Here is a 19,086-nt window from a genome sequence, read left to right as displayed (position 1 = left end):
GGTCCCAACGGATGGCATACATCGTGAACGCACCCCCGACGAACCGCCCGAACCTGCATCGGCACTTGACCTTCGCCTTCGCCGCGGTCGCAACATCCATCACGTTGACGTTTGCCGGTTGCAGCTGCACTCGAGACCCTGGCGGAAACGGAAACGGTACCACGCCACCGCTCAACAGTGAATCGGAGGCGAACCTGGTAAAAATCAACCAGGCGCTCGCGGCGACGGAAAACATGGAACCCGAGCAGGCCGAACAGCTCTGGTCGGGGCTGCGAAATCAGTTTTCCGACGACCCCTCGGTGGCACTCAACCGGGCCCTCAACGCCGTGCTGGCGGTCGACATGCTGACCGCCGCGGCGACCGACTCGGTCAAATCCAGCGAAGAAAAACAGGCGGCACGCGCGCGGCTTCCCGACGCGATCGAAGCGGCGCGAAAGGCGATCGAAGATTATCAGAAAAATTCCGGCGATGAGATCACCAAACGGTGGCTGAACAGCCGCATCGACGCACACGAGGCGGCACTACTTGGGACAACAATCGGCAAATCGCTGCGCCGCGATCTGTTCACGCGTCTAACCCAAGCCATCGATGGACCGATGGGCGAAGACCCCAGGGCCGTCATCTTGGGCGGACCGCTGATCGACCTGTTGGAAAAGATGTCCGACCCCGTCGATGGGCTACCAGATTCCGTCTTGAAACCGGCCGCCAAGTCGCTGCGACGACTTTCTGACGAAAACGATGACAATCTGTTCCTGGCGCTGCGGGCACTGCGTTTGTCGATCGACAACCAAGATCCGTCCGCTGCCGAACTGGTCGATCGCACCTGGCGGCTGGCCCAAGCCGTCGAGCCGACCTTGGCCGCGTACACCAAACCGATCGGACTCTCACCGGAAGACCTGGTCAATCAAATCAAAGAGGCGATCGAGAAGGGGGACTGGGCCAAAGCCGACCAGTCCTCCGTCTTGTGGTCGAACGTCTTGAATCCGCTGGAGATTGTCCGCACCGATCGGCGCCGAACATCGCCCCACCCGTTGGACCGACTGAACTTCGACACCGTCCGTCAGTTGAGCACCGAAATCGCCACCGCCAAACCGATCGCCGGTGACGAGACCGCGATCTCGTTTGAGTTTTCGTCCGCAGGTGACGCCGCAGCAGTGTTACCGTTGGACGCGGATCTGGATTTCAAAATGGATCTGGCCGCCGTCACCAGCGACGGAAAACTGAGATTGCTGACGCAACAAGATGATGCCTGGGAAGCGGTCGCCGAACTCGATCTCGGCGTTACACCGAGCGGTTTGGTGGCCGCGGATTTATTCATGGTCGACAGCAGTGATTCCGATCGCATCAAACGCAGCGAACCGGTTGCCGACGATCAAACCGAACGTGACTATTCAACCAAGGCACGCCACGACACGTTACCCGCCTTGGTCGCGTACGGCCCGTTCGGTTTGCGTCTGGTTCAAATCGATACCCGCAGCGAAACTCCCGCCGACAAGCGATTGACGTTGGTCGATAAGACGACCGGGCTGGAAGATCTGCCGGCGATTTCGGCCGTGACGACCGGCGACTTGGAAGGCGACGGCGACTTGGATTTGATCGTCGCGCCGGCGGACGGCCAGATCCGTGTCTGGATCAATCGCGGCAACCGTACCTTTTTCGAAGCTCCCATCGGAACCAGCACCGTAGACGCCGACGATCCGATCGCCGACATGACGATTGCCGACCTGGACCGCGACATCGACCTGGACGTCTTGGCCATCCACCAGTCCGGACGGGTCAGCATTTTGGAAAACCTGTTGCACCTGCAATTCCGCTTCCGAACCCTAGACGACGTGCCGCCGCTGCCGGTCGCCGAAGACGATCGCTCACTGAGCATCGTGGTCGAAGACGTGGACGCCAACGTCGGCTGGGATGTCATCGCAACGTCCAGCCAACAATCGATGGTCGCCTTCGGAAACTCAGCCGACATCGGGGTCTGGACTGTCGACCGTGTCGAAACGGGTCCAGGCTTTCCATCGCGGCCGGTCTTGGCTGACTTTGACAACGATTCCTATCTCGAGTGGATCGGCGCCGCGTCATCCCCCAAGTCGGCGCAAACGCTGAAACTCGGCCCGTGGGGAATCAATGTCGTCAACACGGACACCGACCTGCCCGAGAACCTGACGGCCGGCGCCGCCGCTGACTTCAACAGCGATGGCCGCATCGACCTTGTAGCGCTCAGCGGCAGTGACATCCAAGTCGGCATCAACCAGTCTGCCGGAGACGCCCACCAGATTTCGGTTCGTTTCAAAGGCATCGCCGACAACGCCGCGGCGAGTGGACGTGTGAACCACTACGCAATCGGTTCGGTCCTGGAACTGCGTTTCGGGCCACACTATCGAAGCCGGATCGTCCGTGGACCGGGGACACATTTCGGCATGGACGGATTCGACTCGGCCGACACCATCCGTGTCATCATGCCCAATGGATTGACGCAAACGATCCGCAGCCCCGAAGTCGACTCGATCATCGAGGAAGAGCAAACGCTGAAGGGATCGTGCCCGTACCTGTACAGCTGGGACGGAGACCGGTTTGCATTCGTCACCGACTGTTTGTGGGCGGCTCCGTTAGGACTGCAAGTCGCCGCCGGCGTCGTCCAGCCGGATCGACCGTGGGAGTATCTGAAAATTGACGGCGACTTGGTGCGTCAACACGAAAACGGCGAATACGAGTTTCGATTGACTGAAGAACTGTGGGAAGTCGCCTACGTCGACAAGATTGAATTGACCGCCGTCGACCACCCCGCCGACGTCGCGATCTATTCCAACGAAAAAGTCGGCCCCCCCAGCGTCGCGACTCCGACCATTTTTTCCTTTGATGAAAACGAGTTGCATCCGGTCGCCGTCGCCTCGGACACCCGCGCAAACGACGTGACTGAATTGTTGACCTCGGCCGATGAACGCTACGTCCAAGGCTTTGACCGACGGATTCGACAGGGACTTTGCCCGCCGCACTGGATCGATTTGGATTTCGGTGACGCGGTCAAACAACAGCTCAGCGGCGGCGACAAGAAGGCGGTCTATCTCGTGCTCCGCGGTTGGATCTTGCCGACCGACACGTCGTTGAACATTCAAATCGACCAAAACCCCGAACTGCCGGCGATCGAGTTCCCGTCGGTGTGGGTGCCCGATGCATCGACCGAATCGGGCTGGCGAAACGCGATCGAGTTCATGGGTTTTCCAGGCGGCAAGACCAAGACGATCGTCGTCGACGTTTCCGAGCACCTGCAGCCGGACGATCCACGCCTTCGCGTCCGCACCAGCGCGCAAATCTATTGGGACACAGCCTCGCTGGCGATCCAGAACGATCCGGCGTCCAGCGTGACTCAGCCGATGCCGATGATCGACGCCGAAGTCGCGTTCCATGGATTCTCCAAACGCATCCATGCGGACTCGACACGTCCGGAAACCTACGACTACGGGCAAGCCGATTCGCAACCGAAATGGCCGCCGCTACGTGGCACGGTGACCCAATTCGGCGACTGCACCGAACGACTACGCGAGTGGGATGACTCGATGGTCGTGATCAGCGGCGGCGATGAAATCCGGATGCGGTTTCGCGCCCCCGAGCAGACGCTGCCAGACGGTTGGAAACGCGATTTCATCTTGCACTGTGTGGGCTGGGACAAGGACGCCGACCTGAACACCCTGACCGGGCAGTCCATCGGACCGTTGCCGATTCGGGACATGCGAGGCTACCCCCCGACGGCGGAGTCGGCCGATCAATTTGACTCGGTCGAACGCAAGAACGCGGATTCGCTGCGTCGCCGCCAATCGTTCCGAGCGTTTTGGAATCGTGGTCAGCCCAGCGACAAACCGTTTTTAACGACCGTCGATGCCGGTTAGCAGGAAGCAGCCGCGGAAAAACGTCGCATCGGGAGCGGACGGACCAAACCGAAAGCGGTTTGGCTGCGTCGTAGTAGGTGGAGCGAACCAGATTCTTCGCAACCATGGACTCTGGCGGACAACGCCTGCGAGGCGTCAGCGAAAGATCAGCCCTTTGACCGCCCCCCTCTGCAGCAACCTCCCTCCGCTTTTCCCATGACCGCATCTCCCGCTCCCACCAAGAAACCTCGGCGCGTCATCACGCCTCGCTTGCGGGTCATGCTGTACGTCGTGTTGACGCTGTTCGGTGTGTTGGCTGCCAACGGACTGTACTTGACCGGCGTCACGTGGCTGCAGGTTTTCACCGGCCAGGTCTACGAGTCGCATTTTTATCAGCTGATGTTCCTGGGCCATCTCGGGCTCGGTCTGTTGCTCATTTTGCCGGTGGTGATTTTTGGATTCGCGCACATGTGGCGTGCCAAGGATCGACGCAATCGCCGCGCGGTCAAGATCGGTTACGCATTGCTGGCCGTCGCGTTGATCATTCTGATCAGCGGCGTCTTGCTGACGCGGATCGGCTCGCTCAACATCGTCAACCCTTCGGTCCGAAGCGTCATCTACTGGGCGCATTTGCTGACGCCGCTGATCGCCATTTGGCTGTACTGGCTGCATCGCTTGGTCGGTCCTCGGATCAAGTGGCACATCGGACGTCGCGTCGCAGCGGCGATCGGCTGTTTCGTGGCGGTGATGGTGGCGTTCCAAGCGAGCGATCCACGGATCAGCGAAGGCATCGCGCCGGCCGAAGGCGACAAGTACTTCCAGCCTTCGCTCGCCTCGACGGCGACGGGCAAATTCATTTCGCAAGACGTCTTACAAAACGACGATTATTGTTTGCGCTGCCACAGCGACATCCACGAGGACTGGGTTCACAGCGTTCACAAATTAAGCAGTTTCAATAACCCGGCCTATCGCGCGTCGGTCCGCGAGACACGGCGAGTCGCCGCCCAACGCGACGGATCCGTCCAAGCCTCGCGTTGGTGCGCCGGATGTCACGATCCGGTTCCCTTCTTTTCAGGCAAGTTCGACGACCCGAATTACGACGATGTCGATGACGTGACCGCCCATGCCGGAATCACCTGCACCTCGTGCCACGCGATTCAGTCGATCGATTCACACGTCGGCAACGCGGATTACACGATCGACGAACCTCGGCACTACCCGTTTGCCTACAGCGATCACGGCATGCTTCAAACGTTGAGCGATTTGATGGTCAAGGCGAAACCGGCCTTCCACAAGTCCGAAATGTTGAAACCGTTTCACAAGACCGCCGAGTTCTGTGGCACCTGTCATAAGGTGTCTCTGCCCGGCGAATTGACCCATTACAAAGACTGGCTGCGTGGTCAAAATCACTACGACAGCTACCTGCTCAGCGGCGTGTCCGGTCACGGGGCGCGGAGTTTTTATTATCCGCCCAAAGCCCAGGAAAACTGTAACGAATGCCACATGCCGGCGCGGGCCAGCGACCAGTTCGGTGCAAAGTACAACGCTGAACTGGGTGGCTTGGCCGTCCACGACCACCGGTTCCCCAGTGCCAATTCCGCCTTGTCTTACTGGACCGGTGACCTGGACGGCATCGAGGCGCACCGCAAGTTACTCGAGGGTTCGCTGCGTCTGGACCTGTTCGGTCTGCGACGCGGCGGGTCGATCGAAGGCGAGTTGATCGCGCCGCTGCCCAACCAGGGCGTCAGCGTCGTCAAGGGCGAGTCCTACCTGGTCGAAACCGTGCTGCGAACGTTAACTCTGGGTCACCATTTCACCCAAGGCACCACCGATTCGAATCAGATTTGGATCGAGTTCACCGCGATTCAAGACGGGGAGGTGATCGGCAAGAGCGGCAGTCGTGACGAGCGGGAGCGGGTCGACGAGTGGTCCCACTTCGTCAACAACTTCGTCGTCGACCGCGAAGGCAATCGCATCAATCGACGCAACGCCCAAGATATCTTCACCGTGCTGTACGCACACCAAATCCCACCGGGGGCCGGTCAAACGGTCCACTACCTGTTGAACGTCCCCCAAGGCTCCGACGCGCCGATCGAGATCACGGCGCGATTGTTGTACCGAAAGTTTGACACCGAGTACCTGGATTACATCCGCGCCGACCGCGATCCCGCGCGCGATCCACTCGACTTGGGCAACGTCGGCGATCCCAACGATTTGCCGATCATCGAAATCGCGCGTGACGCAGTGACACTGACGGTGACCGATCAACACGTGGCATTGGATCCCAAATGGGCTCAAGCCGAACAGTCCGATGATCTGAAACCGATTCCGACCTGGCAACGCTGGAACGATTACGGGATCGGCATGTTGCTCAGGGGCAGAGCCGAACAGAAACAAGCCGCCGAAGCGTTCACCAGGGTGCGTGAGCTTGGACGTTCCGACGGCCCGATGAATCTGGCGCGGGTTCAGTTTGCCGAAGGTGACTTGAACGGTGCGACCGACAGCTTGACCGAAGCGCTCGAAATGGATCCCCCGCCGCCGTCGTGGACGCATGCTTGGTTGAGCGGCGTGGTGAACCGACAGCAGGGGAACCTGGAGACCGCCGCGAAACTGCTGCAGGGCACGCTGGACACCCGCGTCCCCGAGCGGGGGTTTGATTTCTCGCTGGACTACGTCGTTCGCAATGAATTGGCACTGACGCTGTTGGATATCGCGCAACAGAAAGACGTGATGGGAGACGAAGCGGGTTTCCAAGGCGATCTGGAACGTTCACGTACCGAGTTCTTGCGTGTGTTGGAACTCGACTCGGAAAACGCGACCGCACATGCCAACTTGGCCAAGATCGCGGGTTTGGCAGGCGACCAGGCGGCGCAAGAACATCATCGCCGATTGCACGATCGATACAAACTCGATGACAATGCGTCGGCTGTCGCGTTGCCAGCGGCGCGGCGCAAGTACCCAGCCGCCAGCCATGCGGCCGAGGCCCTCGTGATCTATGACTTGCATCGCGAATGAAACAGTGCGATAGGCTGGAAGCCATTCCCACTTTTCGCAACCGACACTGACTCTCCCCTCGACCGCCAAGTCACTCCCCCTGACCACTTCTCCATGACCAATTTGCCGACCGAACCCGCCGAAGACGAAGACGTGCAGAACGACGCGGTGATCGAATCCGCGTTTCGAAAGTCGCTGATTTTCATCATCGTGATGATGCTCCCGATCATCGGGATGCTGGCCTTTCTGAATCTCCGCCAGAAGGACCGCAAGGCGATCGAGATTCAGCCCGAGGCTCCCGAAGGCCGGCAGGTTGACCAGGCCACGCTTCCGCAAATTCCGCTGGTTGAGGTCACGCAGGCGTCCGGCGTCGACTTCAAACATTACGCCGGCAAGCAGGGCGAGAAATTGCTGCCCGAAACGATGGGCAGCGGTGTCGCGGTCTTCGATTACAACCAAGACGGCAACCAAGACCTGTTGTTCATCAATTCGACAGATTGGCCCTGGACCGAAAACGCGTCGGCAAGTCCCTGTCGTCTGTATCAAGGGGACGGCACGTTCAAGTTTGTGGATGTCTCCGAGCAAACCGGGCTCGATCTGTCGCTTTACGGAATGGGGGCCGCCGTCGGCGACTACGACAACGATGGCGATCGCGACGTCTTCATCACCGCAGTCGGATCCAATCGCTTGTTGCGAAATGACGACGGAAAGTTTGTCGATGTGACCGACCAGGCCGGCGTGTCGGGAGCCGAAGGCGCTTGGAGCACCAGCGCGGGCTTTTTCGATTACGACAACGACGGACGCTTGGACCTGTTCGTCTGCAACTATGTCACCTGGAGCCGCGACCTGGACCTCTCGCAAACGTTTTCGATCGACGGAGAAAACCGATCCTACGGCCCGCCCGACGCGTTCTCGGGCGCCCATTCGTACCTGTACCACAACGAAGGCGATGGCGTTTTCAAAGACGTTTCCCAGTCGGCGGGGATTCAAATGCGAAGCCCAGAAACGGATGTCGTGCTGGGCAAAGCGATGGGAGTCGTTCCGGTCGATGTCAACCGCGATGGTTATCTGGACATCGTCGTCGCCAACGACACGGTGCGCAATTTTCTGTTCGAAAACAATCGTGACGGCACGTTCACCGAAACGGGACGGCTGGCCGGAATCGCCTACGACCTCGCCAGCGGCAATGCCCGCGGCGCGATGGGGATCGATGCCGCCGTCTTTCGCACCGACGGCACGCTGGCGATCGGCATCGGAAACTTCGCCAACGAAGCCAGCGCGCTGTACATGGCGTCACCGAAGCGGCAGACGTTTGTCGACGCGGCCATGTTCACCGGGTTCGGACCGCCGACACGACTGGGCCTGACCTTCGGCCTGTTCTTCTTTGACGCCGACCTGGATGGTCGTCTGGACATCCTGGGCGCCAACGGCCACCTGGAAGAGGAGATTGAAAAGACGCAGCGGACGTTGCGTTACGCCCAACCGCCCCAGTTGTTCTGGAACGCGGGACGTGACGCGCAATCCGAATTGGCGCTGTTGGACGAAAACTGCACCGGAGAGTCGTTTTGCGAACCGATCGTCGGCCGCGGTGCGGCGTTTGGTGATTTTGACAATGATGGCGACCAAGACGTCGTGATCTCGGTCAGCGACGGGCCGGCCAAGCTATTTCGCAACGACCAGGCCAGCGGACATCACTACCTGCGATTTCGATTGCAGGGGACACGTTGCAATCGCGACGCCATCGGGGCCGCGGTCACCGTGACGATCGGAGACCAATCGCAAACACGCGTCGTCATGCCGACCCGCAGCTACCTCAGCCAATCGGAACTGGAGCTGACCTTCGGGCTCGGCGAAGCGGAAACCGTCGATCGCGTCACCGTAACCTGGCCCGGCGAAGCCCCCGTTCCGGTGGAAGTCAGCGGCGTCGATCGGTTGATCGAGTTGGTGCAGCAGTAAGCGACGACTGCAACGAGACGTAGGTCACGCTGTGCGTGACAGCATGCATGCACAACACGCCCTACAATTTTAATCCCCAGCCTTCCATGTCATCGGTCAACGGGTGGTTGGTCATGTCGAACTGCAAACTGGTCAGGGTCACGTTGCCTTTTCGCAGTTCGGTGATGTCGGTTTTTTCTTGCGGCGGCTCGCTGGGTTCTTCCCACAGTGCCCAGTAATAATCTCGTCCGCCGGGGTCTTGGCGTTTTTCGTAGCGGTTGCCGTACTGGGCCAGTCCCATCGGTACGATTTGCAATTCCGCGGGCGACTGGGTGGCTGCGGTCGGGATGTTCAGGTTGAACAACTTCCCTTTGGACGAGGGGTGCTTTGCGATCCCACCGATGATTTTTTTGGCGATCACGGCTGCGGACTGAAAATCGGCATCGGGGTCGTATTCGAGTGAGACGGCGACGCTGGTGGTTCCGAAAAAGGCCCCTTCGATGGCCGCGGCGACGGTGCCGCTGTACAGCACATTGATGCCGGCGTTGAGTCCGTTGTTGATGCCGCTGACGACCAGATCGACCGGATTATCTCGCAGCAGTTCGGCGATCGCCAGTTTGACGCAATCGGCGGGGCTACCCTCGACCGCCCATGCCCAGTGCCGGCCATCGCGATGAATCGATTTCCCCACCAACGGGGTGAGAAAGGTGATCGAGTGACTGACGCCCGACTGTTCGGTCGCCGGTGCGATCACGATCACCTCCCCGAGGTGGCGGAGTTGTTGTTCCAGTGCGGCCAGTCCGGGTGCGAACACACCATCGTCGTTGGTCAAAAGAATTCGCATGGGTTCATCAAGGTGGCATCGTGGAAGAAAATTTGGCGATCGGCCGAACCATCGGCGGAGTCAATCGTCGGTCAATCCCGGGGGCTGGCGGCCGAAATCCGGGTCGGTCCGGTCGCATCGACAGCCCGTCAAAACGCCCCCCAGGGCCGGCAGAGCCGAACGATCTACCCGGCGTCAGCGGTTTAGCCCCTTGGGGATTACCGGTGCATTTTCTACACTCCCGGTTTGGCATTGGCGACTACGGCACGCGCAACAAAGTCGATCCAGCAAAACGCAGGCGGCTGATCGACGCCGCCGGCGTTTCCGATTCGTCGCGTGTTTGGCCCGACGTCCCTGCCACCTCGGCTCCCCTTTAATCCATTCACACCTGCATGAGTGTTTCCAGCGCCCACTCGACGGGCAACTCCACCGAATCAAGCCTTTCCGAGGCCGGCGCTTCGGTGCTGACGGATCAACGGATCGTTGTCCTGGATTTCGGTTCGCAGTACGCCCAGCTGATCGCCCGACGCGTTCGCGAGCAGAACGTTTACTGTCAGATCATCCGACACGATCTGTCCGCCGATCGGATCGCCGAACTCGCCCCCAAAGGCATCATTTTGTCGGGCGGACCGTCCAGTGTTTACGAGGACGGGGCGCCCCGCTGCGATCCCGAATTGTTCCGCCTGGGTATTCCCGTTCTGGGCATCTGCTACGGCTTGCAAGTCGCCTGCGAAGCGTTCGGCGGCAAGGTCACCAACACCTCGCGCCGCGAATACGGCCACGCGATGTGCGAAATCGTCGAGCCCGGAACGCTGTTTGAGGAACTGCCGGGCGAGATCGACGTCTGGATGAGCCACGGAGACCAGATCTCGGCGATCAGCGAGCAATTCGAACCGCTCGCCCGCACCAGCACCTGCCCGTTTGCGGCGATCCGGCACAAGGAATTGCCGGTTTACGGCATGCAGTTCCACCCGGAAGTCACGCACACCCCGCTGGGCGGAAAGGTGCTGGCAAACTTTGTCCGAGGCATCTGCGGCTGTGAACCCAATTGGCAACTGAGTGATTTCGCCGACGCCACCGTCCGCCAGATCCGTGACGCCGTCGGCGACCGACGCGTGATCTGCGGGCTCAGCGGCGGCGTCGATTCCTCCGTCGTCGCGGCACTGCTGTACAAAGCCATCGGCCCCCAGTTGACGTGCATCTTGATCGACAACGGGCTGCTCCGCAAAAACGAACAGGCCTTGGTGATCGACGAATTCACCAATCACTTCAAAGCCGACTTGCACGTCGTCGACGCCGAAGACCGGTTCCTCGCGTCGCTGGCCGGAGTCGTCGAACCGCAAGAAAAACGCCGACGCATCGGCCATGACTTTATCGAGTGCTTCAAAAAGGAAGCCGAATCGATCGAGAACGCCCACTTCCTCGCCCAAGGCACCCTGTACCCCGACGTGATCGAAAGCGGAGCCGATCCTGACGGACCGGCCGCGACGATCAAGTTGCACCACAACGTCGGCGGGCTGCCGGAAGAACTGGGGTTTGAACTGATCGAACCGCTTCGCGACCTGTTCAAGGACGAAGTGCGACGACTGGGTTTGGAATTGGGCTTGCCGGAAAAACTGGTCTGGCGACATCCGTTCCCCGGCCCCGGTTTGGCCGTCCGATGCCTGGGCGAAGTCACACGCGACAAACTGGTCGTGCTGCGAGCCGCCGATGCGATCGTGATCGAAGAGATCGAAGCGGCGGGACTGTACCGCGAGACCAGCCAGACCTTTGCGGTCCTGTTGCCGGTCCAAAGTGTGGGGGTGATGGGCGACGCGCGAACGTATGACAATGCGATCGCCGTCCGCAGCGTCAACACCGACGATTTCATGACGGCCGATTGGAGCCGATTGCCGTACGAGCTGCTGGCGCGGATCAGCACACGAATCATCAACGAAGTCAAGGGCGTCAACCGAGTCTGCTATGACATCAGCAGCAAGCCGCCCGCAACGATCGAGTGGGAATAGGACAGGAACAAGCAAGGCATGGGCAGGCAATACATTTACCAAGTCGAAGACTTGACGAAAAAGCACGGTCAAAAGGCGGTGCTCAACGAAGTCAATTTGGCGTTTTATCCGGGCGCGAAAATCGGCGTCCTCGGTCCCAACGGTGCCGGAAAGTCGACGCTGTTGCGGATCATGGCCGGCCAGGACACCGACTTTGACGGCAGCGCGAAACTGACCAAAGGCTTCACCGTCGGCTACCTGGAACAAGAACCGCCGCTGGACGAAACCAAGACGGTGTTTGAAAACGTTCAAACCGCCGTCGCCGAGCGTCGCGCGATCGTCGATCGATTCAATGAAATCAGCATGCTGCTCGGCGACGTCACCGACGACGACGAGATGCAAAAGCTGTGCGACGAAATGGCGACGCTGCAAGACACGATCGATGCCTACAACCTGTGGGAACTCGATCGACAAGTCGAAATGGCGATGGCCGTCATGAATCTGCCCCCCGGCGATTCCACCGTGACCACGCTCTCGGGCGGTGAACGCCGACGTGTCGCACTTTGCCAACTGCTGATCCGCCAGCCCGACTTGCTGCTGTTGGACGAACCGACCAACCACCTCGATGCCGAATCGGTCTCTTGGCTCGAACAACACCTGGCCAAGTACCCGGGTACCGTCGTCGCGGTGACCCACGACCGCTACTTCCTGGACAACGTCGCCCAGTGGATCCTGGAAATCGACCGCGGCCGCGGCATTCCGTTCGAAGGCAACTACACCGCGTGGCTGGAAGCGCGCCAGAAACGGATGCAGCTGGAACAACGCCAGGCCAAGGCGCGCGAACGCACGTTGGCCAACGAATTGGAATGGATCCGCATGAGCCCCAAAGCCCGCCAGGCGAAAAGCAAGGCGCGGATCAAGGCCTACGAGGATTTGGCGGCCGAGAAATTCGAGGATCGGCCCGACGAGTTGGAAATCCAGATTCCCTCCAATCGTCATCTGGGTGAACTGGTCATCGAAGGCAAGAACATCCACAAGGCATTCGGCGACAAGGTCTTGATCGACGACCTGTCGTTCCGCTTGCCCGCCGGTGGCATCGTCGGCGTGATCGGTCCCAACGGTGCCGGCAAGACGACGCTGTTCAAAATGCTGACCGGCGAAGAACCGGCCGACGAAGGTCAGTTCCGCGTCGGCGAGACGGTTGACTTGGGCTACGTCGATCAAAGCCGCGATTCGCTGGCCGACGACAACACCGTGTTTGAAGAAATCAGCGGCGGAACCGAGACGATCGTACTGGGAGGCCGCAACGTCAACGCGCGGGCCTATGTCTCGCGTTTTAATTTCAAAGGCCCCGACCAGGAAAAGAAAGTCGGCAACCTGTCCGGTGGTGAACGCAACCGAGTTCACTTGGCAAAACTGTTGCGGCGTGGCTGCAACGTGCTGCTGCTGGACGAACCGACCAACGACCTCGATGTCGACACGCTGCGTGCTCTGGAAGAAGCGATCATGCATTTCGCCGGCTGCGTCGTGGTCACTTCGCACGACCGCTGGTTCCTTGATCGCCTCGCAACGCATATCCTTGCATTCGAAGGCGACGGCAAAGTCACGTGGTGCGAAGGCAACTTCGAAGTCTACGACCGAGGACTGCGAGAGCGGATGGGCGAGGACCCCAACGAAATCAAACAGGCCCGCTACAAAAGCATCCATGCCGGTTAACCGCCGGTCGGTCCATCCGCCGACACGCCGTACACCTTGATTCCCCAATCCGTCATGCCGTTGATGCGGCAGTTCCCTTTTTTCCCTAACCAAACTTAGCTATGACCATTCTTCGTATCGGAACGAACGAAAAGTACTCCAACAATTGGGAAGACATTTTTGGCGGCAAGCAGAAAAAGGCGGGCAAAAAGAAAGCCGCCAAAAAGGCCAGCAAGAAAAAGGCTGCCGCCGCCGACGTGACCGCAAAGAAGCCGGCGAAAAAGAAAGCCGCCAAGAAGACGGCAAAGAAAGTCGTCGCCAAGAGCGTGACCGCTCCGAAGAAGAGCACCAAGAAAAAGAGCGTCAAAAAGAAAAAGACGACCAAAAAGTGATCCCCGCCGTGGGGCGAGTTCCAGTCGAATTCCGCCCACGGTTGTTTGTCCTCTGATTCGGTGAGTCGCCCTACTTTTTGCTGCCCCCACCCCATGTCCAATCTTCCACCACCGGAATCGATCTGCGATTCGCTCAAGCGGTTGGCGGGGTACCTGAATTTCTCCAGCGGCAGCAGCGATCCCAAGATCGCTGCGCTTTGGAACGAAGCGTATTACCACGCCAGCCAAGGCAATCCCCTGACGGGAACGCCGGCTTGGCTCGTGCTCAATAACTGGATCGAGCAAACCTTGGTCACGCTGACCGAGTCGACGTCCGCGTTTGCCGACATCACCCAGGCACGCGACGTCTCGCGACTGTTGCTCAGCGAATTGCTGCCGGCCTACATGGACTACCACCGGGACTTGCTGTTCCACCAGGAACCCGAAGTCCTGTTCAATGGGTTCTTCTTGGCCCGGGCCGCAGAATCCCTGTTGCGACTATACAGCGAACAGGACGCCTCGGCCGACGAGGACGCAACGTCCGACTTGGTCTATCAAGCGATTCGCGAACTCAATGACTTCGTCGGCTATCGCCCCGTCGCGGTCTTGGAAAACCGGCGATGCCAGCCCTACCCGAACGAGTTTGTCCGTCCGATCCCGCTCTATGTCCGCGGGGCCGGCGTCTCGGCAGGACCCTATTACGAGCTGATCACACAAACGATCCAGATCCTGCGAGACAGCGACCCCGACGTCCTCCGCAGCGCCTCGTTCGACTTCGAACAACTGGCCGAATTGTCGCTCGACCCGCGGGCCTATGATTTCGACCACCCGGTCAATCGACGCCCCAACTATCACTTCGGTGGCTGGGACGAGCACAGCGTCAATCCCGAAGGGTATTACGATCGGTTCGTGCTGCGACAGGTCACGCTCGATTCGCTGCTCAAACGGGTCAACGATCAAGAACAGGTCGAAATCCAAGGGCTGGCCCCCGACGAATTGATGACCGAAGCGGCGACGGTTCTGGCCGGCACCATCCTGATGGCCAGCGGGATCAGCGGCTGGGGACCGACGGCTTATTCCAGCGATGTTACGCTGAGCACATTGATGAAACCGATCGCAGAGTATCGCGACGCGTTTTACTTGGACCGGCTGAGCAAACTGACCGGTGACCATCGCGAACGATTGGACGCCGAGCAACAGGTTCGCCGACAGCCCTTTGGTGCCGCCCGCCAAAACTTGAACGCGGCATTGGCCGAACGCCGTGCAGCGCAAGTTCAACATGTCCAATTGGCGCGGCTGTACGCCCGCATGGGATACCCCGACGCCGCAGGACGACAAATCGACGTCGTTCCGGCCGCCTCGGCGCGGATGATTTGCCGCATCGACTGCGAAACCACACTGGGTCTGCGCGCCCTACGGTTCGGCAAGCTCGATCAGGCGATGGAAGTGCCGCAGCGCGTCTATGACTTAATCAAACGGGCCATCAAGTGCGGCGCCCTGGCCGATCCCTGGGACTTGATCGGTTTTGCCGGCCAATTCAGCTTGCACCCCAGTCCCGAATGCAGCGTTCACGATTCGCGAGCCGACGATCTGCTGTACTTGATCGACCAGCTGTTCAGCTACATGGCCAAGGTCTGGAGCGAAGCGGCGGCACGCAACGATACCGCGGCTTACGAATCGATCAGCAAGCTCTACCGCGAAGTCGCCGAGTGGTGGCGTCAATTCGGCGCCCACACGGTCGAATCACTCGAAGCGGCCGATCCGCTGGAATCCTACGATTCGGCACGCCTGGTCGCCCAAGCCCTACGCGTCTGGCACGAAGGCGGTGCGGCGGCCGGCGACGTGAAATTTTGGGCGCCTCACGCCGAGTTCTTTGATTCTCCCCGAGCCTACTCGCTGGTGATCTCGGCGCTGTTGGAACGCTACGACTTCCTGCCCTCGATGGCACTGCTGATTCACTGGCTCGGCAACGCCAACGAAATCGGACTTCGCCAAGGCGGCAACTCGTTGCCGCGGTTGGCCGAACGCTGGCTGATGAGACTGCGTGGCCAGTTCGACGACGAATCCCAAGACGATGCCCAGCGGGCCGGTTGCGAGCCGTCGGAGATTTGGCCGTTGGCGCGGAAGTGCTTCGACTACTTGGAAGCCAACGCCGAAGACTTTTGGTCGGCCCCCCAATTCGAACTCGCCGACAACGCAAAACCGCCGCGCGACTGGGAACGCGAACTCGCCGGCGAAACCCCGGACGAAGAAGACGACTCCGAATCCGGTGGATTGTATGATGCCGCTTACGACGGTGTTTCCTATCGCGACACCACCGACGACGGAGTCGACGGCGCCGTTTTCGAGTATTCCGGCGACGGAAGCCGCGACGAACTGGAAGCCGAATGGAAACGACTGGTCGATCGGCTGACCTTCCTGCAGTCGCTCGCCCGCATGTGGTCGGTCGCTGCCGATATCGTCATCACCGACGACCAAGACGACGCCGAACGTGCCCAAGACCAACTGGTCGCGCTTCGCGATTGGTCCCAACGGGCCAAGGTCAACCGGATCGGATTGCTGGAACTGCTCGATGCCGTCCGCGAATACAAGATCACGCCCGGCGGTAGCGACAAGGAGTCGATGCGAGACTACGATCGCTCGCGGGTGCTGCGCGATTCGCTGATGGAACGGATCATCGGCACGGCGGTCGAAATGTCCGACGCGCGGCGATTGATCTGCGGCGCGATCATTGCTCACGTCGGCCGCCACGAATCACTGCGTCGCGATGCCGAGCACAGCGAATCGTCGACCGATCAGGTGGCCGGCGAAGAGGCCGGCCTGGACGAGATGTCCGCCGACGACGTCCAAGCGGTCAAACTGTATGCGTCCTTGATCGCCGGCGATGTCGAATCAACTCGCAAACTGTTCCCCGAATACGTCGACGCGATCAGCCGCGAAAACCTGCTGTACATTCCGATCTCGCGGGGCGGCGACCCGGTCAAAATCTATTTGGCCCGATTGCGTCAACGTGTTCTGCGTCACCTGATGCACTGGCTGCCACGTCGCGGGCTGGTCAGCGAAGCGTGCCGCTTGATCGAAGTGTCGCGTTTGATGGAACAGCAAAACAGCGTCGGCATCGGCGCGGTCACGGAATTTGACAGCTTGTTCCGCGACGGATTCACGGCTTTGGTCGACGCGTTGACCGCCGCGGTGCGCCAAGACCGTGACTACGAAGAACTCAACCGAGACGAAACCGCGATCGGCGAAGTCCTGATTCCGCTGGTCGAACGATTGACCGAAACAATGCTCGGTTCGTGGCTCGCCCACAGCCAAACGCTGCGTTTGTCGCCGCTCGAAACAGTCAACGATCGGCAAAGCTGGGAACGATTGGTCGAGTTCATCCGCCGCTACGGTGACCCGATCTTCACCCAAGTGTTCTTGCAGCTCGGCAACGTCCGCGCCATCCTGCACCAAGGCGTCGCCGACTGGCTGCAACGGGTGATCGATGAAGACGACGCCCAGATCGCCGACATGCAATTGTTCGAGGATCTGCGGAGCGGAAAGCTGTCGATGAACCAAGCCAATCGTTGGATCACACTGGTCTACGAAACGCTGATCGATCATCACGCCGAGTACCAAGATTACAACAGCACGACGACGCAAAGCGACCGCGGCGATCTGGTTTACATGTTCATGGACTTCCTGCGTCTGCGGGCCAGCTATGAACGCATCGCATGGAACCTGAAACCCGTCATGTGGGCCCACGAAGTCCTGGTCGGAAACGGACTGGAAAACGCGGCGATGATGTGGCGCCGCAGTCTGAGCGAACGGATCGGCGCCGAAGCCGAAAAGTTCGTCATGCGGCTTCGCAAGATGCAAAAGAACTACTCGATGCGAATGCCCACCGTCGCCGATCGCATCCTGGAACGCTTCGTCCAACCGATGACGATCGCGCGGATGCGCGCCTTGGTCAAACCCGCCATGCGGGATGCCGAAGCCGGCCGCGAAAGTTCGCGATTTGAATTGCTGGAAGAAGAAGCCGAGTTACTCGCCCGCACGCCGACCGGCGCCGGGTTGGACGTGCCCGCTTGGCTGGCGGCACTGGAAGAGGAAGTCGAGCAACTCGCCAAACGCAGCGCCAGCAGCGAGATCGATCCCGAATCATTGATGACCATCCCAATCATTCCGCTGGCCGTCGATGACCTCAACGACCAACTCGACATCGCCCAATCCCAAGGCCGACGACTGCCACACATGCGGTCCAAAGAGTAGCAGCCTAGACCCCAACATCGGTTGTGCTAGAAAGCCGGCAGCTGATGGTGTGCCGGAGCGACGGGAGACGACTTTCGCTATCGACTCGATCTTCGTGCCAACGACGGAGTGTTGGTCAAAAAATGGGGTGGTCAAAAAATGAAGTGGCCCAGCTCGTCGGCAACCATCCGGTCCAGCACTCTCATTTTTTGCCCCATTCATTTTTTGACCCAATGCCCTCTCAATCCTGGAGCAGGAAAAGGGCGCCGATCAACTCCTGTCAGAGATTTCGAAAATCCGCTGACACACCGTTTTAAGAAACTACAATCAGGCAAAGCTAAGTCGCCACGCAGCCCAAAACGTCGCCGGAAATCCGCCGGGATTGCCTGCGGAAGGCTTCATTTTTGTTCAGCAGTAACATTCCAGTGCCAGAAGACACACCTCCACGCCCGACAACGGTCACGATCAGTCAGCGAACGCCTTGGTTCCTTGCCCTGATCGCGGCAGTTTTTCTGGTGTTGACCGCAACGGCCCATCTGATGCTCGGGCCGGGGACAGCGTCCCTGATGGGATTTAGACAGCTGGTTGACGTGGATGCCGAGGGCAATTTGCCAACCTGGTTCGCTGCCGCGCTGTTGCACCTCGCTGCGCTCTTGGCCGGGTCGATTTCGATCAAAGACGCACCCGAAAATCGACTCAGCTGGCAGGCGATCGCGGTCTTGTTGTTGCTGATGGGAATCGATGAAGTCGCGTCGATCCACAATGCGCCCAGTCGCATTGTCGGTGAGCTATTCGGCAACCGCAGTGGCATCATGATGAATGCTTGGGTCATTCCGGCCGCCATTCTCTGTCTGCTTGTCGCCGTTTTCTTTGTCCGATTCTTGAGCCGACAGCCGAAGTGGCTGGCCGTCGGATTGATCACCGCCGCAGGACTTTTCGTCTTTGGTGCCATCGTGCTGGAAATGGCTAGCACCTACGTCGAATACGAAACGGCGGGTCACGATTACGATGGAGACAAGCACTACTCGTTGACCTTTGAATTGATTGCCGTTGGCGAAGAACTTTTTGAATACGCCGGCGTCATTCTGACCATCAGCCTGCTATTGCGACGCGGCCGTGAAGTGAACGCGGAAATCGGTTTGGCCGTTTGATGAATTGCCGAAAGTCTTGGCGACCTCCGTTATCTT

9 protein-coding genes are annotated in these 19,086 nt (G+C 59.7%); 8 read left to right on the top strand and 1 reads right to left on the bottom strand.

Annotated features, from left to right (window positions below):
* Positions 1 to 23 precede the first annotated feature (23 nt).
* The 3 genes from TBK1r_RS27320 (at position 24) to TBK1r_RS27310 (ending at position 8,813) form a co-directional block, all read left to right on the top strand.
* Positions 24 to 3,884, top strand: a complete 3,861-nt coding sequence (locus TBK1r_RS27320) for a CRTAC1 family protein (protein WP_419580454.1) — start codon at positions 24 to 26, stop codon at positions 3,882 to 3,884.
* A 195-nt stretch (positions 3,885 to 4,079) separates the two neighbouring features.
* Positions 4,080 to 6,878 (top strand): tetratricopeptide repeat protein, encoded by a 2,799-nt coding sequence (locus TBK1r_RS27315; protein ID WP_419580453.1) that lies wholly within the window; start codon positions 4,080 to 4,082, stop codon positions 6,876 to 6,878.
* Positions 6,879 to 6,971: 93 nt separating this feature from the next.
* A complete protein-coding gene (locus TBK1r_RS27310; RefSeq protein WP_145218047.1) occupies positions 6,972 to 8,813 on the top strand; it encodes a CRTAC1 family protein in 1,842 nt (613 codons plus the stop codon).
* A 61-nt stretch (positions 8,814 to 8,874) separates the two neighbouring features.
* On the opposite strand, the gene surE is transcribed toward TBK1r_RS27310, so the two are convergent.
* On the bottom strand, positions 8,875 to 9,636 hold the full coding sequence (gene surE, locus TBK1r_RS27305; RefSeq protein WP_145218045.1) for a 5'/3'-nucleotidase SurE: 762 nt from the start codon (positions 9,634 to 9,636) through the stop codon (positions 8,875 to 8,877).
* A gap of 371 nt (positions 9,637 to 10,007) precedes the next feature.
* On the opposite strand from surE, the gene guaA reads away from it, so the two are divergent.
* The 5 genes from guaA to TBK1r_RS27280 all read left to right on the top strand — a co-directional run bounded on the left by guaA (position 10,008) and on the right by TBK1r_RS27280 (position 19,050).
* Positions 10,008 to 11,621 (top strand): glutamine-hydrolyzing GMP synthase, encoded by a 1,614-nt coding sequence (gene guaA / locus TBK1r_RS27300; protein ID WP_145218043.1) that lies wholly within the window; start codon positions 10,008 to 10,010, stop codon positions 11,619 to 11,621.
* A gap of 18 nt (positions 11,622 to 11,639) precedes the next feature.
* Positions 11,640 to 13,316: an energy-dependent translational throttle protein EttA gene (gene ettA, locus TBK1r_RS27295; RefSeq protein WP_145218041.1), complete on the top strand. Its 1,677-nt coding sequence runs from the start codon at positions 11,640 to 11,642 to the stop codon at positions 13,314 to 13,316.
* A 101-nt stretch (positions 13,317 to 13,417) separates the two neighbouring features.
* A complete protein-coding gene (locus TBK1r_RS27290) occupies positions 13,418 to 13,687 on the top strand; it encodes a hypothetical protein (protein ID WP_145218039.1) in 270 nt (89 codons plus the stop codon).
* A 93-nt stretch (positions 13,688 to 13,780) separates the two neighbouring features.
* Positions 13,781 to 17,920 carry a hypothetical protein gene (locus TBK1r_RS27285; protein WP_145218037.1) on the top strand — a complete coding sequence of 1,380 codons (4,140 nt, stop codon included), beginning with the start codon at positions 13,781 to 13,783 and terminating at the stop codon, positions 17,918 to 17,920.
* A 404-nt stretch (positions 17,921 to 18,324) separates the two neighbouring features.
* A complete protein-coding gene (locus TBK1r_RS27280) occupies positions 18,325 to 19,050 on the top strand; it encodes a hypothetical protein (protein WP_145218035.1) in 726 nt (241 codons plus the stop codon).
* Positions 19,051 to 19,086: the final 36 nt, after the last annotated feature.

Origin of the sequence: Stieleria magnilauensis (assembly GCA_007753675.1) — a bacterium.
Lineage (GTDB): Bacteria > Planctomycetota > Planctomycetia > Pirellulales > Pirellulaceae > Stieleria > Stieleria magnilauensis.
The sequence above is the reverse complement of the archived record's forward strand: the minus strand, read 5'-3'. Positions and strand labels throughout refer to the sequence as shown.

What these genes read in the sequence shown, in the direction of transcription:
- TBK1r_RS27315 (WP_419580453.1), top strand. Translation starts at nt 4,080, where the DNA reads ATGACCGCATCTCCCGCTCCCACCAAGAAACCTCGGCGCGTCATCACG.
- TBK1r_RS27310 (WP_145218047.1), top strand. Translation starts at nt 6,972, where the DNA reads ATGACCAATTTGCCGACCGAACCCGCCGAAGACGAAGACGTGCAGAAC.
- surE (WP_145218045.1), bottom strand. Translation starts at nt 9,636, where the DNA reads ATGCGAATTCTTTTGACCAACGACGATGGTGTGTTCGCACCCGGACTG.
- guaA (WP_145218043.1), top strand. Translation starts at nt 10,008, where the DNA reads ATGAGTGTTTCCAGCGCCCACTCGACGGGCAACTCCACCGAATCAAGC.
- ettA (WP_145218041.1), top strand. Translation starts at nt 11,640, where the DNA reads ATGGGCAGGCAATACATTTACCAAGTCGAAGACTTGACGAAAAAGCAC.
- TBK1r_RS27290 (WP_145218039.1), top strand. Translation starts at nt 13,418, where the DNA reads ATGACCATTCTTCGTATCGGAACGAACGAAAAGTACTCCAACAATTGG.
- TBK1r_RS27285 (WP_145218037.1), top strand. Translation starts at nt 13,781, where the DNA reads ATGTCCAATCTTCCACCACCGGAATCGATCTGCGATTCGCTCAAGCGG.